At 57.3% G+C, this 24272-nt stretch carries 25 protein-coding genes and 1 tRNA gene; 4 read left to right on the forward strand and 22 right to left on the reverse strand.

The annotated features are described in order from the left end of the window. Positions 1-412 precede the first annotated feature (412 nt). The 22 genes from CLU86_RS12565 to rpsO form a co-directional block, all read right to left on the reverse strand. Positions 413-865, reverse strand: a complete 453-nt coding sequence (locus CLU86_RS12565) for a DUF1178 family protein (protein ID WP_099741834.1) — start codon at positions 863-865, stop codon at positions 413-415. A 29-nt stretch (positions 866-894) separates the two neighbouring features. Continuing rightward, positions 895-1200: a DUF2818 family protein gene (locus CLU86_RS12570; protein ID WP_099741835.1), complete on the reverse strand. Its 306-nt coding sequence runs from the start codon at positions 1198-1200 to the stop codon at positions 895-897. 17 nt (positions 1201-1217) lie between these two features. Then, complete coding sequence (nuoN, locus tag CLU86_RS12575) at positions 1218-2711, reverse strand: NADH-quinone oxidoreductase subunit NuoN (protein ID WP_099656371.1); 1494 nt, start codon at positions 2709-2711, stop codon at positions 1218-1220. A 23-nt stretch (positions 2712-2734) separates the two neighbouring features. Beyond that, positions 2735-4213: an NADH-quinone oxidoreductase subunit M gene (locus CLU86_RS12580; protein WP_099656372.1), complete on the reverse strand. Its 1479-nt coding sequence runs from the start codon at positions 4211-4213 to the stop codon at positions 2735-2737. A gap of 13 nt (positions 4214-4226) precedes the next feature. Beyond that, on the reverse strand, positions 4227-6266 hold the full coding sequence (gene nuoL, locus CLU86_RS12585) for an NADH-quinone oxidoreductase subunit L (protein WP_099741836.1): 2040 nt from the start codon (positions 6264-6266) through the stop codon (positions 4227-4229). A gap of 31 nt (positions 6267-6297) precedes the next feature. Beyond that, on the reverse strand, positions 6298-6606 hold the full coding sequence (gene nuoK / locus CLU86_RS12590) for an NADH-quinone oxidoreductase subunit NuoK (protein ID WP_099656374.1): 309 nt from the start codon (positions 6604-6606) through the stop codon (positions 6298-6300). Further along, positions 6603-7271 (reverse strand): NADH-quinone oxidoreductase subunit J, encoded by a 669-nt coding sequence (locus tag CLU86_RS12595; protein ID WP_099656375.1) that lies wholly within the window; start codon positions 7269-7271, stop codon positions 6603-6605. Before CLU86_RS12595 ends, nuoK begins: the two co-directional genes overlap by 4 nt. 50 nt (positions 7272-7321) lie before the next feature. Further along, positions 7322-7834 carry an NADH-quinone oxidoreductase subunit NuoI gene (nuoI, locus tag CLU86_RS12600; protein ID WP_099741837.1) on the reverse strand — a complete coding sequence of 171 codons (513 nt, stop codon included), beginning with the start codon at positions 7832-7834 and terminating at the stop codon, positions 7322-7324. Positions 7835-7846: 12 nt separating this feature from the next. Continuing rightward, the gene (nuoH, locus tag CLU86_RS12605) at positions 7847-8923 is read right to left on the reverse strand and encodes an NADH-quinone oxidoreductase subunit NuoH (protein WP_099741838.1); all 1077 of its coding nucleotides are present in this window, start codon (positions 8921-8923) and stop codon (positions 7847-7849) included. After that, entirely contained in the window at positions 8920-11052 is a 2133-nt protein-coding gene (gene nuoG / locus CLU86_RS12610; RefSeq protein WP_099741839.1) for an NADH-quinone oxidoreductase subunit NuoG, read from the reverse strand. Before nuoG ends, nuoH begins: the two co-directional genes overlap by 4 nt. A 14-nt stretch (positions 11053-11066) precedes the next feature. Next, positions 11067-12422, reverse strand: coding sequence for an NADH-quinone oxidoreductase subunit NuoF (gene nuoF, locus CLU86_RS12615; protein ID WP_099656379.1), 1356 nt, complete (start codon positions 12420-12422; stop codon positions 11067-11069). Continuing rightward, positions 12422-12910, reverse strand: a complete 489-nt coding sequence (gene nuoE, locus CLU86_RS12620; RefSeq protein WP_099656380.1) for an NADH-quinone oxidoreductase subunit NuoE — start codon at positions 12908-12910, stop codon at positions 12422-12424. The genes nuoF and nuoE overlap by 1 nt, the downstream gene beginning before the upstream one ends. Beyond that, positions 12907-14160, reverse strand: coding sequence for an NADH-quinone oxidoreductase subunit D (locus CLU86_RS12625; protein WP_099656381.1), 1254 nt, complete (start codon positions 14158-14160; stop codon positions 12907-12909). The genes nuoE and CLU86_RS12625 overlap by 4 nt, the downstream gene beginning before the upstream one ends. Before the next feature lie 26 nt (positions 14161-14186). Next, on the reverse strand, positions 14187-14795 hold the full coding sequence (locus CLU86_RS12630) for an NADH-quinone oxidoreductase subunit C (RefSeq protein WP_099743547.1): 609 nt from the start codon (positions 14793-14795) through the stop codon (positions 14187-14189). A gap of 10 nt (positions 14796-14805) precedes the next feature. Beyond that, positions 14806-15285, reverse strand: a complete 480-nt coding sequence (locus CLU86_RS12635) for an NADH-quinone oxidoreductase subunit B family protein (protein ID WP_007849129.1) — start codon at positions 15283-15285, stop codon at positions 14806-14808. A 27-nt stretch (positions 15286-15312) separates the two neighbouring features. Beyond that, complete coding sequence (locus CLU86_RS12640) at positions 15313-15672, reverse strand: NADH-quinone oxidoreductase subunit A (RefSeq protein WP_099743548.1); 360 nt, start codon at positions 15670-15672, stop codon at positions 15313-15315. Between the two features lie 69 nt (positions 15673-15741). Next, a tRNA-Leu gene (locus tag CLU86_RS12645) sits at positions 15742-15826 on the reverse strand. A gap of 116 nt (positions 15827-15942) precedes the next feature. Then, positions 15943-16320 (reverse strand): preprotein translocase subunit SecG, encoded by a 378-nt coding sequence (secG, locus tag CLU86_RS12650; RefSeq protein WP_099741840.1) that lies wholly within the window; start codon positions 16318-16320, stop codon positions 15943-15945. 35 nt (positions 16321-16355) lie between these two features. Then, on the reverse strand, positions 16356-17102 hold the full coding sequence (gene tpiA, locus CLU86_RS12655) for a triose-phosphate isomerase (RefSeq protein ID WP_099741841.1): 747 nt from the start codon (positions 17100-17102) through the stop codon (positions 16356-16358). 2 nt (positions 17103-17104) lie between these two features. After that, positions 17105-18091, reverse strand: a complete 987-nt coding sequence (locus CLU86_RS12660) for an NAD(P)H-quinone oxidoreductase (protein WP_099741842.1) — start codon at positions 18089-18091, stop codon at positions 17105-17107. Between the two features lie 125 nt (positions 18092-18216). After that, the gene (pnp, locus tag CLU86_RS12665; protein ID WP_099741843.1) at positions 18217-20460 is read right to left on the reverse strand and encodes a polyribonucleotide nucleotidyltransferase; all 2244 of its coding nucleotides are present in this window, start codon (positions 20458-20460) and stop codon (positions 18217-18219) included. Positions 20461-20667: 207 nt separating this feature from the next. Further along, positions 20668-20934 carry a 30S ribosomal protein S15 gene (gene rpsO, locus CLU86_RS12670; RefSeq protein WP_005793232.1) on the reverse strand — a complete coding sequence of 89 codons (267 nt, stop codon included), beginning with the start codon at positions 20932-20934 and terminating at the stop codon, positions 20668-20670. 597 nt (positions 20935-21531) lie between these two features. Here rpsO and CLU86_RS12680 point away from each other — a divergent pair. From CLU86_RS12680 to CLU86_RS12695, 4 genes are read left to right on the forward strand one after another with little or no spacing between them, the layout of a single operon-like run. Beyond that, complete coding sequence (locus tag CLU86_RS12680) at positions 21532-22062, forward strand: GspH/FimT family pseudopilin (RefSeq protein WP_099741845.1); 531 nt, start codon at positions 21532-21534, stop codon at positions 22060-22062. A 21-nt stretch (positions 22063-22083) separates the two neighbouring features. Beyond that, a complete protein-coding gene (locus tag CLU86_RS12685; protein ID WP_099741846.1) occupies positions 22084-22659 on the forward strand; it encodes a GspH/FimT family pseudopilin in 576 nt (191 codons plus the stop codon). Positions 22660-22664: 5 nt separating this feature from the next. Next, positions 22665-23357: a type IV pilus modification protein PilV gene (gene pilV, locus CLU86_RS12690; protein ID WP_099743549.1), complete on the forward strand. Its 693-nt coding sequence runs from the start codon at positions 22665-22667 to the stop codon at positions 23355-23357. Between the two features lie 2 nt (positions 23358-23359). After that, a complete protein-coding gene (locus CLU86_RS12695; protein WP_099741847.1) occupies positions 23360-24262 on the forward strand; it encodes a PilW family protein in 903 nt (300 codons plus the stop codon). The last annotated feature ends 10 nt before the right edge of the window (positions 24263-24272 follow it).

Consider the following 24272-nt stretch of genomic DNA (forward strand, 5'->3'; position numbering starts at 1 on the left):
AATGTAAGTGTTTGAAAATTATCTGCCAGCCGTTTCACAGGTGGCGCAAATTTTCGGTAACGGCCCACATGGTGGCTAGTTCGCAACAAAGTACGCACTAGCTACGGGAAAGTACTGGCCCGTAAAAACAGGCGATCTCCTGCAGATTGCAAGCCCAGCAAGCGCGGTTTTGCCTATGCAATGCACTGCATAGCCCTCTTTTGCTTTGGGGTATTGGAGATGGAACGGCAATGGAGAAAATTGGGCCGCCTGAGGGCGCCGTACATGAAGCCGCCAGCATCGTTACCCACCAAGGCTGGCCACCACAGCATCGGTTTATCCGGCATGGATCGATGCAACTCGCCACTGCAAATTGACCTGCGCCTTGGTCCGTGCGAGCCATGGCTGCTGCGCCCCGCCCCGAAAGAGGCAACTACTGCAAGGGCTCTTTCAGGACAGGCGGAAGGGGAAGCACGGCAATGCCTTCGTCCAGCAATTGCACGGTTTCCTGCAGCGTGGCTTGCCCGCGAATGGCACGCTCATCGGCATCACCCGCATGGATTTTGCGAGCCTCTTCGGCGAAGCGAGAGCCCACATCTTCTGACTCTGCCACCATGCGCCGGGCTTGCTGCAGCCAGGTGGCGAGTTGTTGCGGGGGGTGTGCTGGGGATTCAGGCGGGGGCGCTGATTGGCTGAGGGCCGAAGGCCCGGGCGGCGTTGCGCCCAGGTTCAAACGCGGGGCACTCAGGCGCTTGTGTACTTGGCCATCACCACACAGAGGGCACTGCACCAACCCCCTCTGGAGCTGAGACTGAAAGTCTTCTTCCGATGCAAACCAGCCTTCAAAGACATGTTCGCTACGGCACTGCAGATCAAGCACCTTCATGGCGGCAAGCTTGCGCGAGGGTCAGGCAATCAACCGCGACGGCGCACAAGGTAGCGGTAGATGAACCCAGGGAATGCCAACGTGACGAACAACGTACCCGTGATGGCGTAGAACTCCCAACCTTGCGGCGCATTCTGGCCTGCACGGCGCTCCAGCAGCATGGCACAGCCACCCACGACGAAATACAGCGCCACCAGCTCCAGCAGTCGAACAAACAGGGCTTTGTGAGGCTTTGCCACGGGCCCCACCAGCGCCAGCCGCTGGCTCAGAAACGGCAGGTTGGCCGCAACCAACGCCGCGAAAATCACCAACCAGATGGCGCCTGTTTGAGACACGGGTCAAAAATTCCGGATCAAGTCGCGAGCGCACGCACGATGGCGTTGGCGCACAGCGTCATCAGCCCGCCGGGCAACAGACCCAACACCAGCACCAAGGCGCCATTGATCGTCAGCACCACACGGACATCTACTGGAGCGGACACATGGGTCGCGGTGAGAGGCGCGTCAAAGTACATCACCTTGACCACGCGCAGGTAATAGAAGGCACCAATCAACGACATCATCACGGCAAACACGGCCAAGGCGATGTACAGATTTTGGCCCGATGCCAGCAGAGATTGCAGCACAGAGAGCTTGGCGTAGAAGCCCACCATGGGAGGGATACCCGCCATGGAGAACAGGCACACGGCCATCACGCCGGCATACAAGGGGCTGCGTTGGTTCAATCCAGCCAGATCGGAAATCTCTTCGCTTTCAAAGCCTTCGCGGGCCAAGAGCAGGATGACACCGAAGGTGGCCAGGGTGGTCAGCACATAGGTGATGACGTAGAACATCGAGGCGCTGTAAGCGTTCTCAGCCACTGCCGAGTTCACCTGGCCATTGATCACGCCCGACAACAGACCCAGCAGCACAAAGCCCATTTGTGAAATGGTGGAGTAAGCCAGCATGCGCTTGAGGTTGGTTTGCGCAATCGCCGCGAGGTTACCGACCAGCAAGGAGCCAATCGCCAACACAGCGAGCATTTGCTGCCAATCGATCGCCAGGGGCAGCAGACCATCCACCAACAGACGCATGGTGATGGCGAAAGCAGCCAACTTGGGCGCGCCACCAATCATGAGAGTGACGGCGGTAGGAGCACCTTGGTAAACGTCAGGGATCCACATGTGGAAAGGCACAACACCCAGCTTGAAAGCAAGGCCAGCCACCACGAACACCAGACCGAAGACCAGCACCTGGTGCTTGATTTGACCCGAAAGCACCGCCTTGAACACTTGGCCGATGTCCAAAGAACCGGTAGCACCGTAAAGCATGGACAGGCCGTACAGCAAGAAACCACTGGCCATCGCACCCAAAACGAAGTACTTCATGGCTGCTTCTGTGGCCGTCGCGTTGTCGCGACGCAAAGCCACCAGGGCGTAGCTGGACAGGGTCAACAACTCCAAGCCCAGATAGATCACCAGGAAGTTGTTGCCGGAGATCATGATGAACATGCCCAGCAAGGCAAACATGGAGAGCGTGAACATCTCACCACCACGCAGCATGTCGCGGTCCGCGGCGTAAGGGCGGCCATACACCAGCGTCACCATGACTGCAATGGTGGCAAAGCACTTGAGCCAATTGCCCATGGCATCGCTGACCACCATGTTGCCAAAGCCGTAGAAGGTGTTGCCACTGCTGGCGTAAACACCTTCCAGGGCAGCCACCACGGCCAAAGTGAGCATGGTCAGCACGTAGGTCGCAGTGCGCCGTGGGCTGTTGACCCCCAGATCGACCAGCGCAATCACGCAGGCCATCACAAGAAGCACGATCTCTGGGTAGACCGCAAGCCAGCTGATGTTGTCAATCATCTCAAATCTCTCAGTTCTGTCGGTCAGTTCAGCTTTTGCAAGGCCACGTGCTTGAGCAGTTCAGCCACCGAAGCGTCCATCACATCCGTGAACGGACGGGGGTACAGGCCCATCGCCAGCACGGCAATGGCCAAAAGCGCCAGCACCAAGAACTCACGGCTACCGATGTCCGTCAACTCCTTCACATGGCTGTTGCCCACAGGGCCCAGGTAGACGCGCTTGAACATCCACAGTGTGTAGGCAGCACCAAAGATCAACGCCGTGGCAGCGGCCAGACCCACCCAGAAGTTGGCCTTCACGGCGCCCAGAATGACCATCCATTCGCCCACGAAACCAGCAGTTCCGGGCAGGCCGCAATTGGCCATCGCAAACAGCAGTGCAAATGCGGTGAAGTTGGGCATGGTGTTGACCACACCGCCGTAGGCAGCGATCTCACGGGAATGCACGCGGTCGTACAACACGCCGATCGACAGGAACATCGCGCCCGACACAAACCCGTGGGCAATCATCTGTACCAAACCGCCGGACACGCCCAGGTCATTGAAGATGAAGAAGCCCAGTGTGACAAACCCCATGTGGGCAACGGACGAGTAAGCCACCAGCTTCTTCATGTCCTTTTGCACCATGGCCACCAGACCCACGTAGATCACGGCCACCAGAGACAAACCGATCATCAGCCAAGCCCACTCGCGCGAGGCATCAGGGGCGATAGGCAGAGAAAAACGCAAGAAACCGTAGGCCCCCAGTTTGAGCATGATGGCAGCCAGCACAGCAGAGCCGCCCGTTGGCGCTTCCACGTGAACATCAGGCAGCCAAGTGTGCACAGGCCACATGGGCACCTTCACGGCAAATGCAGCGAAGAAGGCAAAGAAAAGCAAGGTCTGTGCGGTGCTGCCCAGAGGCAGCTTGTGCCACGAAGCGATGTCAAAGCTGCCACCCGACTGGTTGTACAGGTAGATCAGCGCAATCAACATGAGCAAAGAGCCCATCAGCGTGTAAAGGAAAAACTTGAACGCTGCGTAGATCTTGTTGGGGCCGCCCCAGATACCGATGATCAGGTACATGGGGATCAGCGTGGCCTCGAAGAACACGTAGAACAGCATGCCATCGAGTGCCGTGAACACGCCAATCATCAGGCCCGACAAAATCAGGAAGGCGCCCATGTACTGGTTCACGCGCTCTGTGATCGACTCCCACGACGCCAGAACCACGATCACTGTGATGAAGGCCGTCAGTGGAACAAACCAGAAAGAGATGCCGTCCACACCCAGGTGGTAGTGGATATTGAAACGCTCAATCCAGGCAGCCTTCTCGACGAACTGCATGGCTGCAGTGCCCGTCTCAAATCCGCCATACAGGGGCAGCGTGACCAAAAAGCCAACCACGGCACCCACCAGTGCAATCCAGCGCACCGCGCGGGCATGCTCATCTCGCCCCAGGGCGAGCAACACGACCCCAAAGACAACAGGGGTCCAGATTGCGAGACTCAACAACGAACTCATTTTGTTTTTTTCCTTACTTGATGAGCTGCATGAAGAAGTCGCCCCAGACAAACCAGGTCATCAGCGCGAAGACACCCAAAATCATCACCAAGGCGTAATGGAAGATGAAACCGGATTGCATCCAGCGGATCACGCCGGACACAGCACCGACGAGTTTCCAGGAGCCGTTGACCAGACCGCCGTCGATGATGGCTTGGTCGCCCACCTTCCAGAGCCCTGTGCCCAACGCACGGGCGCCACGGGCCAGGATGTTTTCGTTGATCCAGTCCAGGTAGTACTTGTTTTCCAGCAAACGGTACAGCGGCTGAACACGAGCCTTGATGCCTGCGGGAAGCGCTGGGTTGACCATGTACATGTAGTAAGACAAGGCGACGCCCGCGAATGCCAACCAGAAAGGCGCCGTTTGCAGACCATGCACAGCCATGGCTACAGGCCCGTGGAATATCTCACCCAGCTTGGCCATCGCGGGATGCTTTGCAGCGTCCACAAAAATCACGTTCTTGAAGAAGTCGCCAAACAGCATCGGCTGAATGAACAGGAAACCGACAATCACCGAAGGAATAGCCAACAGCACCAGAGGCACAGTCACCACCCAGGGCGATTCGTGTGGTTCATGGTGGTCGTCGTGACCATGTCCATGGTGATCGCCGTGGTGCGCGTCGGGGTTCTGGTCAAAACGTTCCTTGCCATGGAAAACCAGGAAGTACATGCGGAACGAATAGAACGCCGTCACAAACACACCGGCCAGCACAGCAAAGTGTGCGAAGTGCGCTGCAGGCAGATGGCTGAAGTGCACCGCCTCAATGATGCTGTCCTTGGAATAGAAGCCCGCGAACAGAGGGGTACCGATCAACGCCAACGAACCCAGCAACGAAGTAATCCAGGTGATCGGCATGTACTTGCGCACGCCACCCATCCAGCGGATGTCCTGGTTGTGGTGCATGCCCATGATGACCGAGCCAGCGCCAAGGAACAGCAGCGCCTTGAAGAACGCATGGGTCATCAGGTGGAACACGGCCACCGAATAGGCCGAGGCGCCCAGAGCTACCGTCATGTAGCCCAGCTGCGACAGCGTGGAGTACGCCACCACGCGCTTGATATCGTTCTGGATGATGCCCAGGAAGCCCATGAACAGGGCGGTGATGGAGCCGATGATCAGAATGAAGTTGAGTGCCGTGTCCGACAGCTCGAACAGGGGCGACATGCGCGACACCATGAAGATGCCTGCGGTCACCATGGTCGCTGCGTGGATCAGCGCAGAGATGGGGGTCGGGCCTTCCATCGAATCAGGCAGCCACACGTGCAGTGGGAATTGTGCGGACTTGCCCATCGCGCCGATGAAAAGGCAAATGCAGATCACGGTGATCAGCATCCAGTCGGTACCGGGAAATGCCAGGCCACCGAGTTCGCCCGATTTGGCAAAAATCTCGCCGTAATTCAGCGTGCCGGTGTAGGCCGCGATCAGGCCGATACCCAAAATAAAGCCGAAGTCACCCACGCGGTTGACCAGGAAAGCCTTCATGTTGGCGAAGATCGCCGTGGGCTTGTTGAACCAGAAACCGATCAGCAGATAAGAGACCAGGCCCACCGCTTCCCAGCCGAAGAACAGCTGCAGCAGGTTGTTGCTCATGACCAGCATGAGCATCGAGAAGGTGAAAAGCGAAATGTAGGAGAAGAAGCGGTTGTAGCCTTCGTCTTCTTCCATATAGCCGATGGTGTAGATGTGCACCATCAGCGAAACAAACGTCACGACCACCATCATCATGGCCGTGAGGCTGTCAATGAGGAAGCCTACCTCCATCTTCAAGCCGCCGACCACCATCCAGGTGTAGAGGGTTTCATTGAAGCGGGCACCATCCAGAGCAACGCTCTTGAGCGTCATGGCGGACAGAACAAAAGCCACCAGCACACCCAGAATCGTCAAGGTGTGGCTAAGGCGACGGCCAATCCAGTTACCACCAAAGGTGGTGCCGAAAACGCCTGCCAGCAAAGCACCCGCCAGCGGGGCCAGCGGGACGGCCAGGAGCGTTGAAGCAGAGAGGGTTTGACTCATTATTGAGAACCTTGGGAATACGGGTAACTCATCAACCCTTGAGGGTGTTGAGGTCTTCTGCGTTGATGCTGGACTTGTTGCGGAACAGCAGCACCAGAATGGCCAGCCCAATGGCGGATTCAGCAGCTGCCACTGTCAGGATAAAAAACACGAACACTTGCCCGTGCATGTCGTCCAGATAGTGGGAAAACGCTACGAAATTCATGTTGACCGCCAACAGCATCAGCTCAATGGCCATCAGCAAAACGATCAAATTCTTGCGGTTCAAAAAGATACCAATGACGGCCAGCGCGAAAAGCATCGCCCCGAGCGATAGAAAGTGCCCCAATGTCAACGTCATGCTTTTTTCTCCTGAGCCTGAGCTTCTTCCAGCGAAGGTTCTGCAGGCTTCTGTGTGGCGGCAACCTTCACCACCTCAAGTCGATCACGTGCACGAACGCGCACCTGAACGGAGGGGTTGATCGCCTTGCTGTCCTTGCGCTGACGCAGCGTCAAGGCAATGGCGGCAATCATGGCCACCAGCAAAATCACGGCCGCAATTTCTACGGGGTACAAGTACTCGGTGTAGAGCAACTTGCCCAATGTCTTGGTGTTGGAATACTGAACCACCTGGCCTGCGGCATCCAGCAATGGAGCAGCCACCTTGGGCTCATCCAGCCCCCGGAACCCACCCATCAACACCGCAGCCATTTCCAGTGCGATCAACGCGCCGACCGTGGCGGCCAAAGGAAAGTGTTTCCAAAAGCCTTTTCGCACGGTGTCGATATGGATGTCCAACATCATCACGACGAACAAGAACAGCACCATCACAGCGCCGAGATAGACCAGCACCAAGGCAATGGCCAAAAACTCCGCCTTGAGCAGCAACCAAACTGCGGCAGCTTGGGAGAAAGCCAGGATGAGATAGAGCACCGCGTGCACAGGGTTGCGCGCGGTAATCACCCGGAAGGCGGCAAAAAGCAGCACAACCGAGAAGAGGTAGAAGAAACCAGTCTTGGCGTCCATGGATCGGGTCTTTATAGAAAGTCAGGCAAACAGGCTGAGTTCAACACCGATCAACGGTATTTGGCATCTGCTGCCTTGGCAGCAGCGATTTCGCCTTCGTACCGGTCGCCCACAGCCAGGAGCATGTCCTTCGTGAAATACAGGTCACCACGCTTCTCACCGTGGTATTCAAAGATATGGGTTTCCACAATCGAATCGACCGGGCAGCTCTCTTCGCAAAAGCCGCAGAAGATGCACTTGGTCAAATCGATGTCGTAACGGGTGGTGCGACGCGAGCCGTCTTCACGCACATCGGATTCGATGGTGATCGCCATCGCGGGGCACACGGCCTCGCAGAGCTTGCAGGCAATGCAACGCTCCTCGCCGTTGTCATAACGGCGCAGGGCATGCAAGCCCCGAAAGCGGGGAGACAGCGGAGTTTTCTCTTCGGGGAACTGCACAGTCACCTTGCGGCGAAAGGCATAGCGCCCAGTCAGGGCCATGCCCTTGATCAACTCCACGAGCATGAAGCTCTTGAAAAAGTCTTTGAACGAAAAAGGCGCAGCAGCAGCAACAGCAGTCATTCGTGTCCCCGCTTATTTCCAGATATTCCAAGGCGAGAGCAACCACCCGCCGACGATCACCAGACACACCAAAGTGACTGGGATAAAAATCTTCCAGCCCAAACGCATGATCTGGTCATAACGGAAGCGCGGGAACGTGGCACGAATCCAGATGAACATGGACACCACCAAGAATGTCTTGGCTGCCAACCAGATCCAACCGGGAACGAAGGACAAGATATCCAGAGGTGGCAACCAGCCCCCCAGGAACATCAGTACAGCAAGGATCGATACCAACCACATGCTGGCGTACTCGGCCAGAAAGAAGATCGCGAAGCCCATGCCCGAATACTCGACCATGTGACCGGCCACGATTTCAGCTTCGCCTTCCACCACGTCAAAAGGGTGACGGTTGGTTTCAGCAACGCCAGAGATCAGGTACACCAAGAAAATTGGCAACAGGGGCAACCAGTTCCATGACAGGAAGGTCAGGCCTTTGTCTGCAGCCATGCCCTTAGCTTGCGACATGACGATCTCGGTGAGGTTCATGCTGCCGGACACCATGATGACCACGAGGAAACAGAACCCCATCGCGATTTCATAACTCACCATTTGGGCCGAAGCACGCAGAGCACCCAGGAAGGCGTACTTGGAGTTCGACGCCCAGCCTGCAATGATCACGCCATACACCTCAATGGAGGTGATGGCCATCACCAACAGCAAGCCTGCATTGACATTGGCCAGGGCAACATCGGGGCCGAAGGGGATCGCGACCCACGCAGCCAGAGCGGGCATGATCGCCATGATCGGCCCGAGCACAAACAGCCCCTTGCTTGCAGCGGTGGGCTGGATGATTTCTTTGGTGAGCAACTTCAAGGCATCTGCAATAGGCTGCAGCAACCCCAAAGGGCCCACGCGATTGGGGCCGTGGCGCACCTGCATGAAGCCCAGCAGCTTACGCTCCCACAAAGTCAGGTACGCCACAGCGCCCATCAATGGGGCCAAGATGCAAACGATCTTGAGCAGAATCCAGAGTACCGGCCAGACCATGCCAGTCCACCAGCCAAAGGAAAGCAGGTTCAGGCCCGCGTTGTAGATCGCGTCGATCATGCGGCCACTCCTTCACGAGCCATGCGTGCGTCGGCAGTGAGCTGCAGCGACGTGGAACGGCGCACCAAGCCGTCCAGTTGATAAATGGAAGCAACCACTGGCTCGCCAACAACAGCCGCAGCAGCGGACACCGTTTTCACAGCGTTTGACAGTTGTGCTGCAGGCAGTTGGGTGACCGAACCCGCTGGTGCGTTCGTAGCGCGGGCCACCACGTCCTGGGAGGTTTCGAAATCGAAACCGGGCACGCCCAGCAAGTTGGCCAGAACACGCAGAACCTTCCATGCAGGACGGGTGTCCCCCAATGGGCGCACCACCGCGTGGAAACTTTGCAAGCGACCTTCGGCATTGACGAAGCTGCCAGACGTTTCTGTGAACGGAGCAATTGGCAACAGAACGTCACTGAACTCCATGTTGGCCTTGAAGGGGCTCAACGTGACCACCATCTCGGCACCAGTCAGAGCGGTTGCAGCTTGTGCACCCGCAGCGGAGTCATAGACCGGCTCGGTGTTGAGCAACACTGCAGCCTTCAAACCACCGGAGAGCATTTGGGCTGCATTCAGACCACCATTGACAGGGTGAGCACCCGCAAACTGTGCGCCCACAGTGTTGGCCGCCTCAGTCAGGTAACCCACCGTTGCGCCAGTGTTGTCGGCAATCCAGTTGGCGAGTGCCAACAACTGCGTGGCTTGCGCATGGTGTGCAGCGCCGTTGCCCAGCAGCACCGCCTTGCGTTCACCGCCCAGCAGGGAACGGGCGATGGCTTGCGCGGCGTCGCTGGCGGCAGCCGCGCCTTGAGGGGCAGCAACGCCCTTCTCTTGGGCTACAGCAAAAGCGATACCACCCAGCGTGGTCACCCACTCAGAAGCATTTTGTGCAACGAATGGCTGCACAGGCATGGCCCAATCCTGGACCGCAGAGCCGACGGCGCTGACTTGGCAACCGTGGCGCGCAGCCTGGCGAATACGCTGGGCAAACAGTGGATGGTCCTTGCGCAGGTTCGAGCCCACCACCAACACACGTTGCAGTGTAGACAACGAAGCAATAGAAGCACCCAGCCAACGAATACCTTCGGGTGCAGCAAATTCAGCGTTGCGCAGACGGTAATCGATGTTGTCACTGCCCAAACCACGCACCAGAGCACCAGCCAGATACAACTCTTCCAGCGTGCTATGCGGGCTGACCAAGGCACCAATGCTCTTGGCACCGTGATCGTTCTTGATGTTCTTGAGACCGTTGGCAACGTACTCGAGCGCAGTTTGCCAGTCGACTTCTTTCCACACCCCACCCTGCTTGAGCATGGGCTGGGTCAAGCGATCTTCGCCATTCAGCGCTTCGTAGGAGAAACGGTCACGGTCGGCAATCCAACACTCATTAACGGCTTCGTTCTCCAGAGGCACAACACGCATGACCTTGTGGTTCTTGACCTGGACAATCAGGTTGGAACCGGTCGAGTCGTGCGGGCTCACCGAGCGGCGACGGGACAGCTCCCATGTACGAGCGCTGTAACGGAAAGGCTTGCTGGTCAAGGCGCCGACAGGGCAGATGTCGATCATATTGCCCGACAGCTCGGAGTCCACCGTATCACCCGTGACCGTGGTGATCTCGGAATGCTCACCGCGGTGGATCATGCCCAGCTCCATCACGCCGGCCACTTCTTGGCCAAAGCGCACGCAGCGGGTGCAATGGATACAACGGCTCATTTCCTGCATGGAAATCAGCGGGCCAACGTCCTTGACCGGTACCACGCGCTTTTCTTCTTCATAGCGCGAAGAAGAGCCGCCGTAACCCACAGCCAAATCCTGCAACTGACATTCACCGCCTTGGTCACAGATAGGGCAATCCAGGGGGTGATTGATCAGCAAAAACTCCATGACCGACTGCTGCGCCTTGATGGCCTTGTCGCTCTTGGTACGCACGATCATGCCTTGTGTCACCGGTGTGGCACAGGCGGGCATGGGCTTGGGCGCTTTTTCCACATCCACCAGGCACATGCGGCAGTTGGCAGCGATGGAAAGCTTCTTGTGGTAGCAGAAATGGGGAATGTAGGTACCCGCCTTCTCGGCAGCATGCATCACCATGCAGCCTTCGGCGACTTCTACTTTCTGACCGTCCAGTTCAATTTCAACCATATGTTCTCTCGCGATCAGACGGACGTCGCAGCCTGTGGGGCGTTGTTCCGGATCAGTGCCTCAAACTCGGGACGGAAGTGTTTGATCATGGCGCGCACGGGCATGGCGGCAGCATCGCCCAAAGCGCAAATCGTGCGGCCCTGGATGTTGTCAGCCACGGAATTGAGCAGGTTCAGATCACCTTCGCGCCCCTGACCGTGCTGAATGCGATCAATGACGCGCCACATCCAGCCCGTGCCTTCGCGGCATGGCGTGCACTGGCCGCAAGACTCGTGCGAATAGAAATAGGACAAACGCAACAGGCTTTCAACCATGTTTCGGGAGTCGTCCATGACAATCACAGCGCCAGAGCCCAGCATGGAGCCTGCCTTGGCGATGGAGTCATAGTCCATCGTGCATTCCATAATGATGGATGCAGGCAGAACCGGGGATGACGACCCCCCTGGAATCACAGCCTTGAGCTGACGCCCCTTGCGCACGCCCCCTGCCAACTCCAACAGCTTGGAGAACGGAGTACCCAAAGGAATCTCATAGTTCCCAGGTTTTTCCACGTCACCGGAGACCGAGAAGATCTTGGTACCACCATTGTTGGGCTTGCCGCATTCGAGATAGGCAGCACCGCCGTTGCGAATGATCCACGGCACGGCCGCGAAGGTCTCGGTGTTGTTGATGGTGGTGGGCTTGCCGTACAAGCCGAAGCTGGCCGGAAATGGCGGCTTGAAACGCGGCTGACCCTTCTTGCCTTCCAGCGATTCGAGCAATGCGGTCTCTTCGCCGCAGATGTAGGCACCGAAGCCGTGTGCGGCATGCAACTGGAAGCTGAAGTTGCTACCCAAAATCTTGTCGCCCAGGTAGCCCGCGGCACGTGCCTCTTCGAGCGCTTCTTCGAAACGGTCGTAAGTCTGGAAGATTTCGCCGTGGATGTAGTTGTAGCCCACGGAGATGCCCATCGCGTAGGCCGCGATGATCATGCCTTCGATGACGATGTGCGGGTTGAACTGCAGGATGTCGCGATCCTTGCAGGTACCCGGCTCGCCTTCGTCGGAGTTGCACACCAGGTACTTCTGGCCGGGGAATGAGCGGGGCATGAAGCTCCACTTGAGCCCCGTCGGAAAGCCCGCACCGCCGCGACCACGCAAACCGGATTCCTTGACCGTCGCAATCACTTGGTCTTGGCTCAAACCTTCAGAGCCATCCTTGCCCAGGATGCGGCGAAGTGCCTGGTAGCCACCACGCGCCTCGTAATCCTTGATACTCCAGTTTTTACCATCCAAGTCCGCATAAATCTGCGGATTGATATGGCGATCATGGAAGCACGTCTGGACACCCGTGGATTGAAACTGGGAAAGAATTTGTGCAGCTGTCGTCATCACTTGCCCTCCGCAGCACGAAGGCCATCGACCAGCTGGTCGAGCTTGTCGTTGTCCATGAAGCTGCACATCGTCCGGTCATTGACAAGCATGACTGGTGAGTCAGCGCACGCACCCAGGCATTCACATTGCTGCAGAGTGAACAACCCATCAGCAGTTGTCTCCCCCATGGAAACACCCAGCTTTTTTTCCAGATGGTGCAAGGCCTTCTGACCGTCACGCAACTGGCAAGGAAGGTTGGTACAAACATTCAGCTTGTACTTGCCCACGGGCTGCTGGTTGTACATGTTGTAGAAGGTGGTGACTTCATGCACAGCGATCTGCGCCATGCCCAGATACTCTGCGATCACAGCTTCACTGTCAGGACTGACAAAGCCCTGCTCTTGCTGCACGATGGACAAACAAGCCATCACGGCAGACTGCTTTTGGTCTGCGGGGTACTTAGCCACTTCACGCGCAAACCGCGCCAGCGTCGCTTCGGTAATCATCGGTCAATCTCTCCGAACACGATATCCATGGTGCCAATAATGGCCACGGCGTCAGCAATCATGTGTCCGCGCGCCATCTCATCCAAGGTCGCCAAGTGCGCAAACCCAGGAGCGCGAATTTTCAAGCGATAAGGCTTGTTGGCACCATCACTTACCAAGTAAATGCCAAATTCCCCCTTGGGGTGCTCCACCGCTGCATAAGCTTCACCTTCAGGAACGTGAAATCCTTCAGTGAACAGCTTGAAATGGTGGATCAGCTCCTCCATGTTCGACTTCATTGACTCACGCGCAGGCGCAGCAACCTTGTGATTGTCAGTAATCACTGGACCTGGATTGGCCTTGAGCCAATCCACGCACTGCTTGATGATGCGGTTGGATTCGCGCATCTCCTGCATACGGACCAAATAACGGTCGTAGCAATCACCCGTCTTACCCAGCGGAATATCGAAATCCACCCGGTCATAGGCATCGTAAGGTTGGCTCTTGCGCAAATCCCAAGCGATGCCAGAGCCGCGCAACATCGGGCCAGTCATGCCCAGATTCAAAGCACGCTCCGGTGTCACAACACCAATCCCCACAGTCCGCTGCTTCCAGATCCGGTTGTCGGTCAAAAGTGTTTCGTACTCATCCACACAAGCCGGGAAGCGTTGCGTGAAATCGTCGATGAAATCCAACAAAGAACCCTTACGGTTCTGATTCATTGCCTCCAGCGCCTTGGCGTTCTTGATCTTGCTGACCTTGTACTGGGGCATGCTGTCAGGCAGATCACGGTAAACACCGCCGGGGCGGAAGTACGCTGCATGCATACGGGCGCCGGAGACAGCCTCGTACATGTCAAACAGGTCCTCCCGCTCACGGAAAGCATAGATCAGGATGGTGGAACTACCGCAGTCGTTGCCGTGCGACCCAAGCCACATCAAGTGGTTCAGCAGGCGCGTGATTTCCGAGAACATGACCCGGATGTACTGCGCACGCAAAGGCACCTCAAGACCCAGCAGCTTCTCAATGGCCAGGCAGTAAGCGTGCTCGTTGCACATCATCGACACATAGTCGAGCCGGTCCATGTAAGGCAAGGACTGGATGTAGGTTTTGTGCTCGGCCAGCTTTTCGGTGGCACGGTGCAGCAGACCAATGTGCGGATCCGCACGTTGCACCACTTCGCCATCCAACTCCAGCACCAGACGCAACACACCGTGCGCGGCCGGATGTTGCGGGCCAAAGTTCAGAGAGTAATTTTTGATTTCTGCCATGATGGATCACATGAGAGCAAAGCGACTCAGTGCAAACCTCCGTACTTGTCTTCGCGAACGATGCGAGGCGTGATTTCACGGGGCTCAATAGACACAGGCTCATACACCACACGACGCTGCTCAGCGTCGTAGCGCATTTCCACATGGCCAGACAGAGGAAAGTCTTTACGGAACGGATGGCCGATAAAACCATAGTCCGTCAGAATGCGCCGCAAATCGTTGTGACCGTCAAACACGATGCCAAACAAATCAAAGGCTTCGCGCTCATACCAGTTGGCCGAATTCCAGAGATCTGCCACAGAGGCGACCACGGGAAAGTCGTCGTCCTGGCAAAACACCTTCACGCGCACGCGCTGGTTCAGGCTGACAGACAACAGATGGGAAACGACGCAATAGCGCGCACCTTCGTTGACCACATCTGCATACTCAGAATAGTCCACACCACACAAGTCCACCAATTGCTCAAAGCGACAGGCTTGGGCATCGCGGAGTGTGCGCATGGCATCCAGATAGTCTGCCGCGGCAACGACGACAGTCACTTCACCCAAAGCCACAGTGATCTCGCGAACCTTGGCTCCCAAGGCTGCAGCGACGTTGTCTTTGAGTTTCTCGGGCCGAATGGCAACAGCAGTCATCATCAACCCTTCAGACGCGAGCAATGGTATTGGTGCGGCGGATTTTTTGTTGCAGCTGGATGATGCCGTAAATCAACGCTTCAGCCGTTGGGGGGCAACCAGGCACATACACATCCACAGGAACGATGCGGTCACAACCGCGCACCACAGAGTAGCTGTAGTGGTAGTAACCACCGCCATTGGCGCACGACCCCATCGACAGCACCCAACGTGGCTCCGACATCTGGTCATACACCTTGCGCAAGGCTGGAGCCATCTTGTTGCACAGCGTACCGGCCACGATCATCAAATCGGATTGACGCGGACTGGCGCGAAACACCTCCGCGCCAAAACGGCCAATGTCATAGCGAGCAGCAGCCGCATGCATCATCTCTACCGCGCAGCACGCCAGACCGAAGGTCATGGGCCACAAAGAACCGGTTTTAGCCCAATTCACCACCGAGTCATAGCTGGTGGTGATGAAGCCTTCCTTCATCACGCCTTCAATCATCGCATTCGTCCTCTTATTGAAGCTCGATCATTCCCAATCCAACGCGCCCTTTTTCCACTCGTAGGCAAAACCCACGACCAGAATGGCCAAGAAGATCGACACCGCCACGAAGCCTGTCACCCCCACCTCATGCAGCGTCACCGCCCAAGGAAAGAGAAACGCAATTTCAAGATCGAACAGGATGAACAAAATGGCCACGAGGTAGTAGCGCACATCGAACTTCATGCGCGCATCTTCAAAGGCCTCAAAGCCGCATTCATAAGGGGAGTTTTTGGCTGCATCTGGACGATTGGGGCCCAGTACATAACCAAGAATCAAGGGGACAACGCCGACGGCGATGCCAACCAAGATGAACAAAAGGACGGGGAGGTACTGATCGAGGTTCATCTTGAGGATGCTCACCGCTGTAGCCCGATCCGTCAAAATTTTACAAATTTTGCGGACAGGCTTTTGTTTTGGTGCCGTCGGCGAGACTCGAACTCGCACAGCTTTCGCCACTACCCCCTCAAGATAGCGTGTCTACCAATTTCACCACGACGGCTGTTGTTGCATGTCTGGATGGCATGAGGAACCATGAAGGTTTTGGCTTTCCAGACAATCCGGAATTCTACTCCGGAAAAACCCTGCACAAAGAACAGGGCGTCAATTTAGTGCGGATTATTTTGTCGGGATCTGGGCCGCACCAGATGCGGGCACGACAGGGGCCGCATGCACAGCATCCACACCACCCGAAGCTGGCGCACCAGAAGGCGCAACCGCAGCAGGCGTCTCCAGCACGCTACCAGAACTGGCTGGGCGGGCATTGCCAAAATAGGCCAACGCCAACGTGGAGACAAAGAACACAGCCGCCAAGACCGCCGTGCTGCGCGACAAAAAGTTGGCACTGCCGCTAGCACCGAAAAGGCTACCGGAAGAGCCACTGCCAAATGCGGCCCCCATGTCAGCACCCTTGCCGTGCTGAACCAGGATCAACCCAATCATTCCCAATGCCGCCAGCATCTGCACGGCCAAAATCACATTCACCAAAACACTCATTTTTACTCCTAATTGAATAGCTTACTGCGCACAGCTCATTGGGCCGCAGCGATGATCTTTAAAAAATCTTCCGGCTTGAGCGAGGCTCCACCCACCAACCCGCCATCAATGTCTGGCTGTGCCAACAACTCTGCGGCATTGGCGGCATTCATGCTGCCACCATAAAGAAGACGAACCCGGTCCGCATGCGCACTGGCAGCCGCCAATTGCGCACGCAGCACAGCATGCACTTGCTGCGCCTGCTCAGGAGACGCCGTACGTCCCGTGCCAATCGCCCACACAGGCTCGTAGGCAACCACGATTTCACTGATGCAATGGCCATTGACATGGATGACGGCGGCCAACTGGCGCTTGACGACTGCCTCTGTATGACCCGATTCGCGCTCTTGCAGAGTCTCCCCCACGCAAACAATCGGGGTAATGCCCAAAGCCAGGGCTTGACGGGCTTTTTCAGCCACCACGGCGTCTGATTCACCATGGTATTGGCGGCGCTCGGAATGCCCCACCAGCGCATAGCGCACATCGAATTCCTTGAGCATGCCTGCAGCCGACTCACCGGTGTACGCACCCGATGCATGCGCAGACACATCCTGCGAGGCCAAGGCAATTGGAGAGCCCGCAGTCAAAGCCTGCACCTGCGCCAGATAAGGAGCGGGCACGGCCACCGCGATATCACAAGACGGCGCCGAAGCCAGCCCCGCCAGAAGCCCCCGAACGAGCCCATCGTTGGCAGCCAAGCCGCCATTCATCTTCCAGTTGCCTGCAATGAGTTTCTTTTTCATGATTACCAGGTCAAAACAATCTTGCCCGTGTGCTGATTGGACTCCATGAGCGCATGGGCATCGGCGACCTCACTTGCATCAAACGTGCGATAGATCACCGGACGCACCTGCCCCGACGCGATCAAAGGCCACACATGCTGGCGCAGGGCTTGGGCGACGGCTGTCTTGAACTCCACCGATCGGGGCCGCAACGTAGAACCCGTGACAGTCAGCCTGCGGCGCAGCACCAACCCTGCATTGAAGGCACTTTTGGTGCCGCCTTGCACCGCAATGATGACCAACCGGCCATCCTCCGCCAGGCACTCCACCTCGCGGGCCACGTAATCGCCCGCAACCATGTCCAGCACCACATCAACGCCGCGCTGCCCAGTGATGCGACGCACTTCTTCCACAAAATCCTGGGTGCGGTAGTTGATCGCATAGGAAGCGCCCAGCGCCACGCAAGCGGCACATTTCTCATCACTGCCTGCTGTGGCAATCACCTGGGCACCCCAGGCCTTGGCCAATTGGATGGCCGTGACGCCAATGCCACTTGTACCGCCCTGCACCAGAAGCCATTCGCCCGGTTGCAAACGCCCCCGGTCAAACACATTGCTCCACACCGTGAAGAAGGTCTCAGGCAGCGACGCCGCCTCGATGTCCGTAAGCCCCCCAGGCACCGGCAGGCACTGCCCCACCGGCGCTACGCACCACTGGGCATAACCACCACCCGCCACCAAAGCACAGACCCGATCACCAAGCTGCAAGCCCGCCAAAGCCAAAGCCTGCGCATCGCCAGACTCAATGACACCCGCGACTTCCAACCCCGGAAGATCAGAAGCACCGGGCGGTGGCGCATAGTGCCCCGCGCGCTGCAAGACATCAGGACGATTGATGCCGCTGGCACTCACCCGAATCAGCACCTCACCCGCACCAGGCACCGGCACAGGGCGATCCCCCAGACGAAGCACACCAGGCGCTCCGAACGAGGATATCTCTACAGCACGCATGAGACGCTCAGTCATAAGTCGGTACGTTTAGGCAATTTAAGCCTCTAACGCCTATCAAATAAGCGGTAGAAGCTATAAATTTAATAGCGAACTACTTCAATTCACGGACCCGAAGGTCCGATAAATCACTGCTGTTGCTGCTCTTGCTGTTGTTGCTGCTCGGAGGGCTGGCGACCGCCATCACGACCGCCATCACGACCGCCATCACGACCGTGGTCACGGCGTGGCTCACGGTCACCGCGCTCGGCGGGCGCAGGGCGGTCACTGCCACCGGCAGGGCGGTCTGCCAACACCTTCATCGACAGCTTGATGCGACCCTTCTCATCGGTCTCCATGACCTTGACCTTGACGATCTGGCCTTCGGTCAGGTAGTCACCCACGCGCTCAACGCGCTCGTGGGCGATTTGGCTGATGTGCAACAGACCGTCCTTGCCAGGCAGCAGATTGATCAACGCACCGAAGTCCAGAATCTTGGTCACTGGGCCTTCGTAGATCTTGCCGATTTCAACTTCGGCCGTGATCTGCTCAATGCGCTTCTTTGCCTCGTCCGCCTTGGCGGCATCCGTAGCGGCAATGGTGATGGTGCCGTCTTCGTCGATGTTGATCTGGCAGCCGGTTTCTTCGGTCAGCGCACGGATCACCGAACCACCCTTGCCGATCACGTCGCGGATCTTCTCGGGGTTGATCTTCATCGTGTAGAGCTTGGGCGCAAAGTTCGACACTTCGGTCTTGGCTTCACCCATGGCCTCTTGCATCTTGCCCAGGATGTGAATGCGCGCTTCCTTGGCTTGGGCCAGGGCAACTTGCATGATTTCCTTGGTGATACCTTGGATTTTGATGTCCATCTGCAGCGCGGTGATACCGGCTGTGGTACCAGCCACCTTGAAGTCCATGTCACCCAGGTGATCTTCATCGCCCAGGATGTCGGTCAGCACGGCAAAGCGGTTGGCATCCTTGATCAAGCCCATGGCGATACCCGCCACGTGCGCCTTCATGGGCACGCCAGCATCCATCAGCGACAGGCAGCCACCACAGACCGAAGCCATCGACGAAGAGCCGTTGGACTCGGTGATTTCCGACACCACACGCATGGTGTAGGGAAACTCTTCCTTGGTCGGCAGCACAGCCACCAGAGCACGCTTGGCCAGACGGCCGTGGCCGATTTCGCGGCGCTTGGTCGAGCCCATGCGCCCCACTTCGCCGGTGGCAAAGGGAGGCATGTTGTAGTGCATCATGAAACGGTCTTCGTACTCGCCAGCCAGCGCATCGATGCGCTGTGCATCGCGCTCGGTACCCAGCGTGGTCACAACCAGCGCCTGGGTTTCGCCACGTGTGAACAGCGACGAGCCGTGGGCGCGAGGCAGCACGCTGCCGCGGATTTCGATGGGGCGCACGGTGCGCGTATCACGGCCATCGATACGGGGTTCGCCCGCCAGAATCTGGCTGCGCACGATACCGGCTTCAATATCAAACAGCATGCCTTCGACCTTGACCGCGTCGAATTCAACGCCATCGGCCTTCAGCGCAGCCATCACGGCGGCATAGGCTTCACGGCAGGCTTGGGTACGGGCTTGCTTGTTGCGGATCTGGTAGGCAGCGCGCAGCTTGTCGTCGGCCAGAGCCACCACCTTGGCGATCAGGGCTTCGTCCTTGCCAGGAGCTTCCCACTGCCACACAGGCTTGCCCGCATCACGCACCAGTTCGTGGATGGCGTTGATGGCCACATTGCCTTGCTCATGGCCAAACACCACGGCGCCGAGCATGATTTCTTCAGACAGCTGCTGGGCTTCGGATTCGACCATCAGTACAGCAGCTTCGGTACCAGCCACCACCAGATCCATCTGCGAGTTCTTGCGCGCAGTCTGGCCGGGGTTCAGCACGTATTCGCCGTTGATGTAGCCCACGCGCGCGGCACCGATGGGGCCGTTGAATGGAATGCCAGAGATGGCCAGGGCCGCGCTGGTAGCGATCAGGGCTGCGATGTCAGCATCCACTTCAGGGTTCAGCGACACCGTGTGGATCACCACATGCACTTCGTTGAAGAAGCCTTCGGGAAACAGCGGGCGGATCGGGCGGTCGATCAGGCGGCTGGTCAGGGTTTCGTGCTCGCTGGGCTTGGCTTCGCGCTTGAAGAAGCTGCCAGGGATCTTGCCGGCCGCATACGTCTTCTCGATGTAGTCCACCGTCAGGGGAAAGAAGTCCTGGCCAGGCTTGGCACCCTTGGAAGCCACCACAGTGGCCAGCACCACGGTGTCGTCAATGTTCACCAGCACAGCACCGGAGGCTTGGCGGGCGATCTCGCCCGTTTCCATGATGACGGTCTTGTCACCCCATTGGAAGGTTTTGGTGATTTTGTTGAAAATGCTCATGTTCAGCTCCTATTTTGATAGCTGGTAGCGCTCTACCAGATTGTCTTGGAGGGCAATTCAGAACACGATGCCATTCCAGGGAACCTGCACACCAACCCATGGCGGCAACTTCATTGGAATGACACAGCTTCGCTCCGTTTTGCGACTCCGAAGTAAAAAACGCCTGAGCTAGCGGACTAACCCAGGCGTTTTCGCATGCAATGAAAATTACTTGCGCAGACCCAACTTGGCGATCAGCGCGGTGTAACGGTCAGCGTCCTTGGCCTTCAGATAGTCCAGCAGCTTGCGACGACGGCTCACCATGCGCAGCAGGCCACGGCGACCATGGTGGTCCTTTGCGTGTGTCTTGAAGTGAGGAGTCAGTTCGTTGATGCGGGCCGTCAGCAGGGCCACTTGCACTTCTGGGCTACCAGTGTCATTGGCAGCACGGGCGTTCGCCTTGACGACTTCGGCCTTGATGGAGGATGCGATCATGTTTTTTCCTTGAATGTGACCCGCCGCAAGCGGAAGATCATGGTTTTTACTTGCGCCAGCAGCTGGAACGGCCACGGGCGTGCGTCTTGCACCATGCAAAACCTCACAATTATAGCCCGGGTCCGAATTTGGCTTGCCAAGCACCCAGCGATCCAGAACACTGCGCCCAATCTGCTGCAATAGCTCAGCCTCGAAAGCACCCAGCCATGCGACACCCGTTTTCCCCCGCAAGCACAGCCCCTCACTCCAGACCTTGGAACAAGCGCCTGCGGCTCGCAGTAACCACTGGTGCCATTGGCCTGTGCATCCTTGTTGCCCCTTCTTACGCGCTGGCCAAAGGCTCCGCTGGCGACAAAACTACAGCAAATAACACGACGACCAACAAGAAAAACACAGGCAAAGTCACCCACCAACGCAGCCCATCGGAAGAGTCGCGCGCCGAACGAGATCGTCGCCTTTACCGAGAATGCAAAGGAATGCCCAACGCCGGGGCCTGCTTGGGGTACACACGCAGGTAGTCGCCGCTCATCCCCACGCTAGCGCCACTGGTCACACAGGCTGTCGCTGCCCAACCACGAACTCCTTAGGATCGCCCTCATGCATGCACTGCCCCCATCTCTGGGAATTCCACACCCTAAAAACCAGCGCGGTTTTACAGCCATTGAATTGATGGTTGTTGTGGCCATTGTTGCGATTTTGGCAACATTGGCAGCCCCCAGCTTTACTCCATTGATTGAACGTTGGCGCGTGCGCAGTGCCACCGAAGGCCTCACATCGACCCTCTACTACGCCCGTTCGGAGGCTATCAAGCGCGGCGGCGGCATCGCCATTGACGCCACCGGCGGGTGGAGCCTCGGCTGGAAAGTCACTTCCACCCAAAACGGAGTCTCAACAGACCTGCAAGTAAGCCCAGCCCCGAACAAAGTCAGCATGACCCAAAGCAACAACAAAGACATGCTGTACGTGGACCGCTGGGGAATGCTTTCAGAGACCAGTGGCGGCGCACCAATGGCTGTCGACATCGCAATCTTCCCTGATGGGAAAAGCGCAACGGACAGCAGCGCCATCAGACTCTGCGCCAAGGGTGGACGCATCGCACAGATGAAACATGGCGCTGCCTGCCCTTAAGTCGCTAAACCTCACAAAGCCATGCACCCCCACCACCCACCGCGACCAAAGTCTCGGCACGTTGTGACCGGCTTCACTGCCATTGAGTTGATGGTGGTGGTGTCCATAGTCGCAATCCTCATCTCCTTGGCAGCCCCCAGCTTCACCCCCCTGATAGAAGGATGGCGTGTGCGAGAACCTGCAGAGCAGCTACAAACAAGTCTGCAATACGCACGCTCTGAAGCCATTAAACGCAGCGGGCAAGTGGTTCTGCAAAAAATACCCAACAACACCAATGGCTGCACCACTGCCAGCGGGACCCGTGACTGGGACTGCGGTTGGATTGTCTGCCATGACATCAATAACAACGGCACATGCAATGCCGCCGAGCCCGTACTGCAGCGTGTTGAATCTATGGGCAAAGTGCACGTCAACCGCACCGGTGGCGGCGCCAGCATCCAATTCAATCGCTGGGGCCTTGTTGATGGCGCTTGGCTAGGGTTCACCTTGGTCCCCCTGAACAAAAGCTCCGCACATGCGGGCTCACGTGGCGTCTGCATGAGCTCTGGCGGCCGCATCCGTGTCATCCCTCAAGAAGCTATTCCATGCACCGGCTGATACCCATGACTACCCCATTGCACCATTTTCCAAACCTTCATCAGCGCGGCATCACGCTGATTGAATCCCTCGTTGCGATCGTCATTGCTGCCTTGGGTATTTTGGGCATTTTGGGAGTGCAGATGCGCACGCTGACTGACACACAAACCACCGTGCGCCGAGCACAGGCTATTCGTCTCATAGAAGACCTCAGTGAACGCATCAAAGCCCATCCCAATGCACTACTGACTTTGGGCAACTACCAAAGCGGATGGACGGACCCATCCACTGCTGTGCCTGCCCCTGCCGTTGACTGCGCTACAACGGCGTGCACCAGCGATCAGCTCACCACATACGACGTAGCTGTTTGGCGGCGAACCGTTCAGCAAATGCTGCCCATCGGAGATGCGACTATTTTCTTGGCCCCTGGAGATACAGACGCAGCCAACCGTCGGCAATTGGGTGTCATGGTTCGATGGAGAGAGAACGAAATCGACATTAGCGACGCAACCGACAAAACGACCCACAGAGACAATATTGATGCGTCCAAGACCCGCGATACGGATGGCACATTCAAAAACGGTGGAGGCACAGGGGTTGGCGCAACGTCTTGCACCGCAAATTACACCTGTCACCTGCAATACATCCCCGTCTCTGCACGCTGCGCACCCTACGACATCGGCGGAGGCCTTAAGCAGTTCTACTGCGCCGGAGAATAAATATGAAAACTCACCTCTCACGCTTTTCCGGCAAACGCAAACCATTTCGCAGCCATTATCAACTGGGTGTCACGCTGATTGAATTGCTGGTCGGCCTCTCCATCGGCCTGCTCGTCATCGCTGTTGCAATGGGCGCCCTCATGGTCTCGCGTGGCGTCTCCGGAACCGTCAGCGATGCCAGCAATATTCAGCAACAGTCTGCTTACCTGATGCGCGTTATTGGCTTGCAATTGCGCCAAGCTGGCTCGCTGTACCTCAACCCCGACCCCAGCAGTACATCAACGGGTTTCCCCGCAATGGTTCCCGTGGCATTCGAAACCGTGGCGCCTGCAATTAGCGGAGGAAACGACTTCGACCCCATAACACACACGTTGGGCGCCCCTAGCGGCGGGCTCAGCACAGGCTACCGTCGCTACAAGGAATCTGTATACACCGCAGCCACAGATCAAACCATCGGGCGCAACTGTCTGGGTGGACCGACTGACGTCGCGACCAATACAGACCAACGGGTAGAAAGTATTTTTCAGCTCAGTGGTAACGAATTGCAATGCCAAGGCAACGGAGGTGTCGCACAACCTATTGCACAGAATGTGGCCAATTTTCAGGTTCGTTATCTGGTTCAAAACAACACAAACCCCACCAATCTGACTGTCCAATACGTAGCAGGAGCTGCGGTAACTGATTGGCTCACGGTACAAGCCGTGGAGGTTTGCTTTGTGCTGTACGGCGCGGAAGCCATCAATATGCCCACAGGCGGCGCAAGCACCTACCGTGACTGCGATGGAACAGCGATTGACATGACAACCCTCGCTGGAGCGCGCAACCAACGTATGCACGTGACCTACCGCAATGTCTTCCAAGTGCGCAGTCAAGGCCTCACAAAAGCACAGTTGCTTCCGCTCTAACCACCTTGAA

The sequence above is a fragment of the Acidovorax sp. 62 genome (genome assembly GCF_002754495.1).
GTDB lineage: Bacteria > Pseudomonadota > Gammaproteobacteria > Burkholderiales > Burkholderiaceae_C > Acidovorax.

Excerpts from the sequence above, each read along its gene's own strand:
- CLU86_RS12625 (WP_099656381.1), bottom strand. The coding sequence starts at position 14,160 with ATGGCAGAAATCAAAAATTACTCTCTGAACTTTGGCCCGCAACATCCG.
- CLU86_RS12630 (WP_099743547.1), bottom strand. The coding sequence starts at position 14,795 with ATGACTGCTGTTGCCATTCGGCCCGAGAAACTCAAAGACAACGTCGCT.
- secG (WP_099741840.1), bottom strand. The coding sequence starts at position 16,320 with ATGAGTGTTTTGGTGAATGTGATTTTGGCCGTGCAGATGCTGGCGGCA.
- CLU86_RS12685 (WP_099741846.1), top strand. The coding sequence starts at position 22,084 with ATGCACCCCCACCACCCACCGCGACCAAAGTCTCGGCACGTTGTGACC.
- CLU86_RS12660 (WP_099741842.1), bottom strand. The coding sequence starts at position 18,091 with ATGCGTGCTGTAGAGATATCCTCGTTCGGAGCGCCTGGTGTGCTTCGT.
- nuoH (WP_099741838.1), bottom strand. The coding sequence starts at position 8,923 with ATGATCGACGCGATCTACAACGCGGGCCTGAACCTGCTTTCCTTTGGC.
- CLU86_RS12565 (WP_099741834.1), bottom strand. The coding sequence starts at position 865 with ATGAAGGTGCTTGATCTGCAGTGCCGTAGCGAACATGTCTTTGAAGGC.
- nuoE (WP_099656380.1), bottom strand. The coding sequence starts at position 12,910 with ATGATTACCGAAGCGACGCTGGCGCGGTTTGCGCGTGAAGTGGCTAAG.
- CLU86_RS12635 (WP_007849129.1), bottom strand. The coding sequence starts at position 15,285 with ATGATTGAAGGCGTGATGAAGGAAGGCTTCATCACCACCAGCTATGAC.
- rpsO (WP_005793232.1), bottom strand. The coding sequence starts at position 20,934 with ATGATCGCATCCTCCATCAAGGCCGAAGTCGTCAAGGCGAACGCCCGT.
- pilV (WP_099743549.1), top strand. The coding sequence starts at position 22,665 with ATGACTACCCCATTGCACCATTTTCCAAACCTTCATCAGCGCGGCATC.
- tpiA (WP_099741841.1), bottom strand. The coding sequence starts at position 17,102 with ATGAAAAAGAAACTCATTGCAGGCAACTGGAAGATGAATGGCGGCTTG.
- pnp (WP_099741843.1), bottom strand. The coding sequence starts at position 20,460 with ATGAGCATTTTCAACAAAATCACCAAAACCTTCCAATGGGGTGACAAG.
- nuoN (WP_099656371.1), bottom strand. The coding sequence starts at position 2,711 with ATGATTGACAACATCAGCTGGCTTGCGGTCTACCCAGAGATCGTGCTT.
- nuoL (WP_099741836.1), bottom strand. The coding sequence starts at position 6,266 with ATGAGTCAAACCCTCTCTGCTTCAACGCTCCTGGCCGTCCCGCTGGCC.
- CLU86_RS12580 (WP_099656372.1), bottom strand. The coding sequence starts at position 4,213 with ATGAGTTCGTTGTTGAGTCTCGCAATCTGGACCCCTGTTGTCTTTGGG.
- nuoF (WP_099656379.1), bottom strand. The coding sequence starts at position 12,422 with ATGACGACAGCTGCACAAATTCTTTCCCAGTTTCAATCCACGGGTGTC.
- nuoK (WP_099656374.1), bottom strand. The coding sequence starts at position 6,606 with ATGACGTTGACATTGGGGCACTTTCTATCGCTCGGGGCGATGCTTTTC.
- CLU86_RS12680 (WP_099741845.1), top strand. The coding sequence starts at position 21,532 with ATGCATGCACTGCCCCCATCTCTGGGAATTCCACACCCTAAAAACCAG.
- nuoG (WP_099741839.1), bottom strand. The coding sequence starts at position 11,052 with ATGGTTGAAATTGAACTGGACGGTCAGAAAGTAGAAGTCGCCGAAGGC.
- CLU86_RS12595 (WP_099656375.1), bottom strand. The coding sequence starts at position 7,271 with ATGGACGCCAAGACTGGTTTCTTCTACCTCTTCTCGGTTGTGCTGCTT.
- CLU86_RS12695 (WP_099741847.1), top strand. The coding sequence starts at position 23,360 with ATGAAAACTCACCTCTCACGCTTTTCCGGCAAACGCAAACCATTTCGC.
- CLU86_RS12640 (WP_099743548.1), bottom strand. The coding sequence starts at position 15,672 with ATGAACCTCGATCAGTACCTCCCCGTCCTTTTGTTCATCTTGGTTGGC.
- nuoI (WP_099741837.1), bottom strand. The coding sequence starts at position 7,834 with ATGACTGCTGTTGCTGCTGCTGCGCCTTTTTCGTTCAAAGACTTTTTC.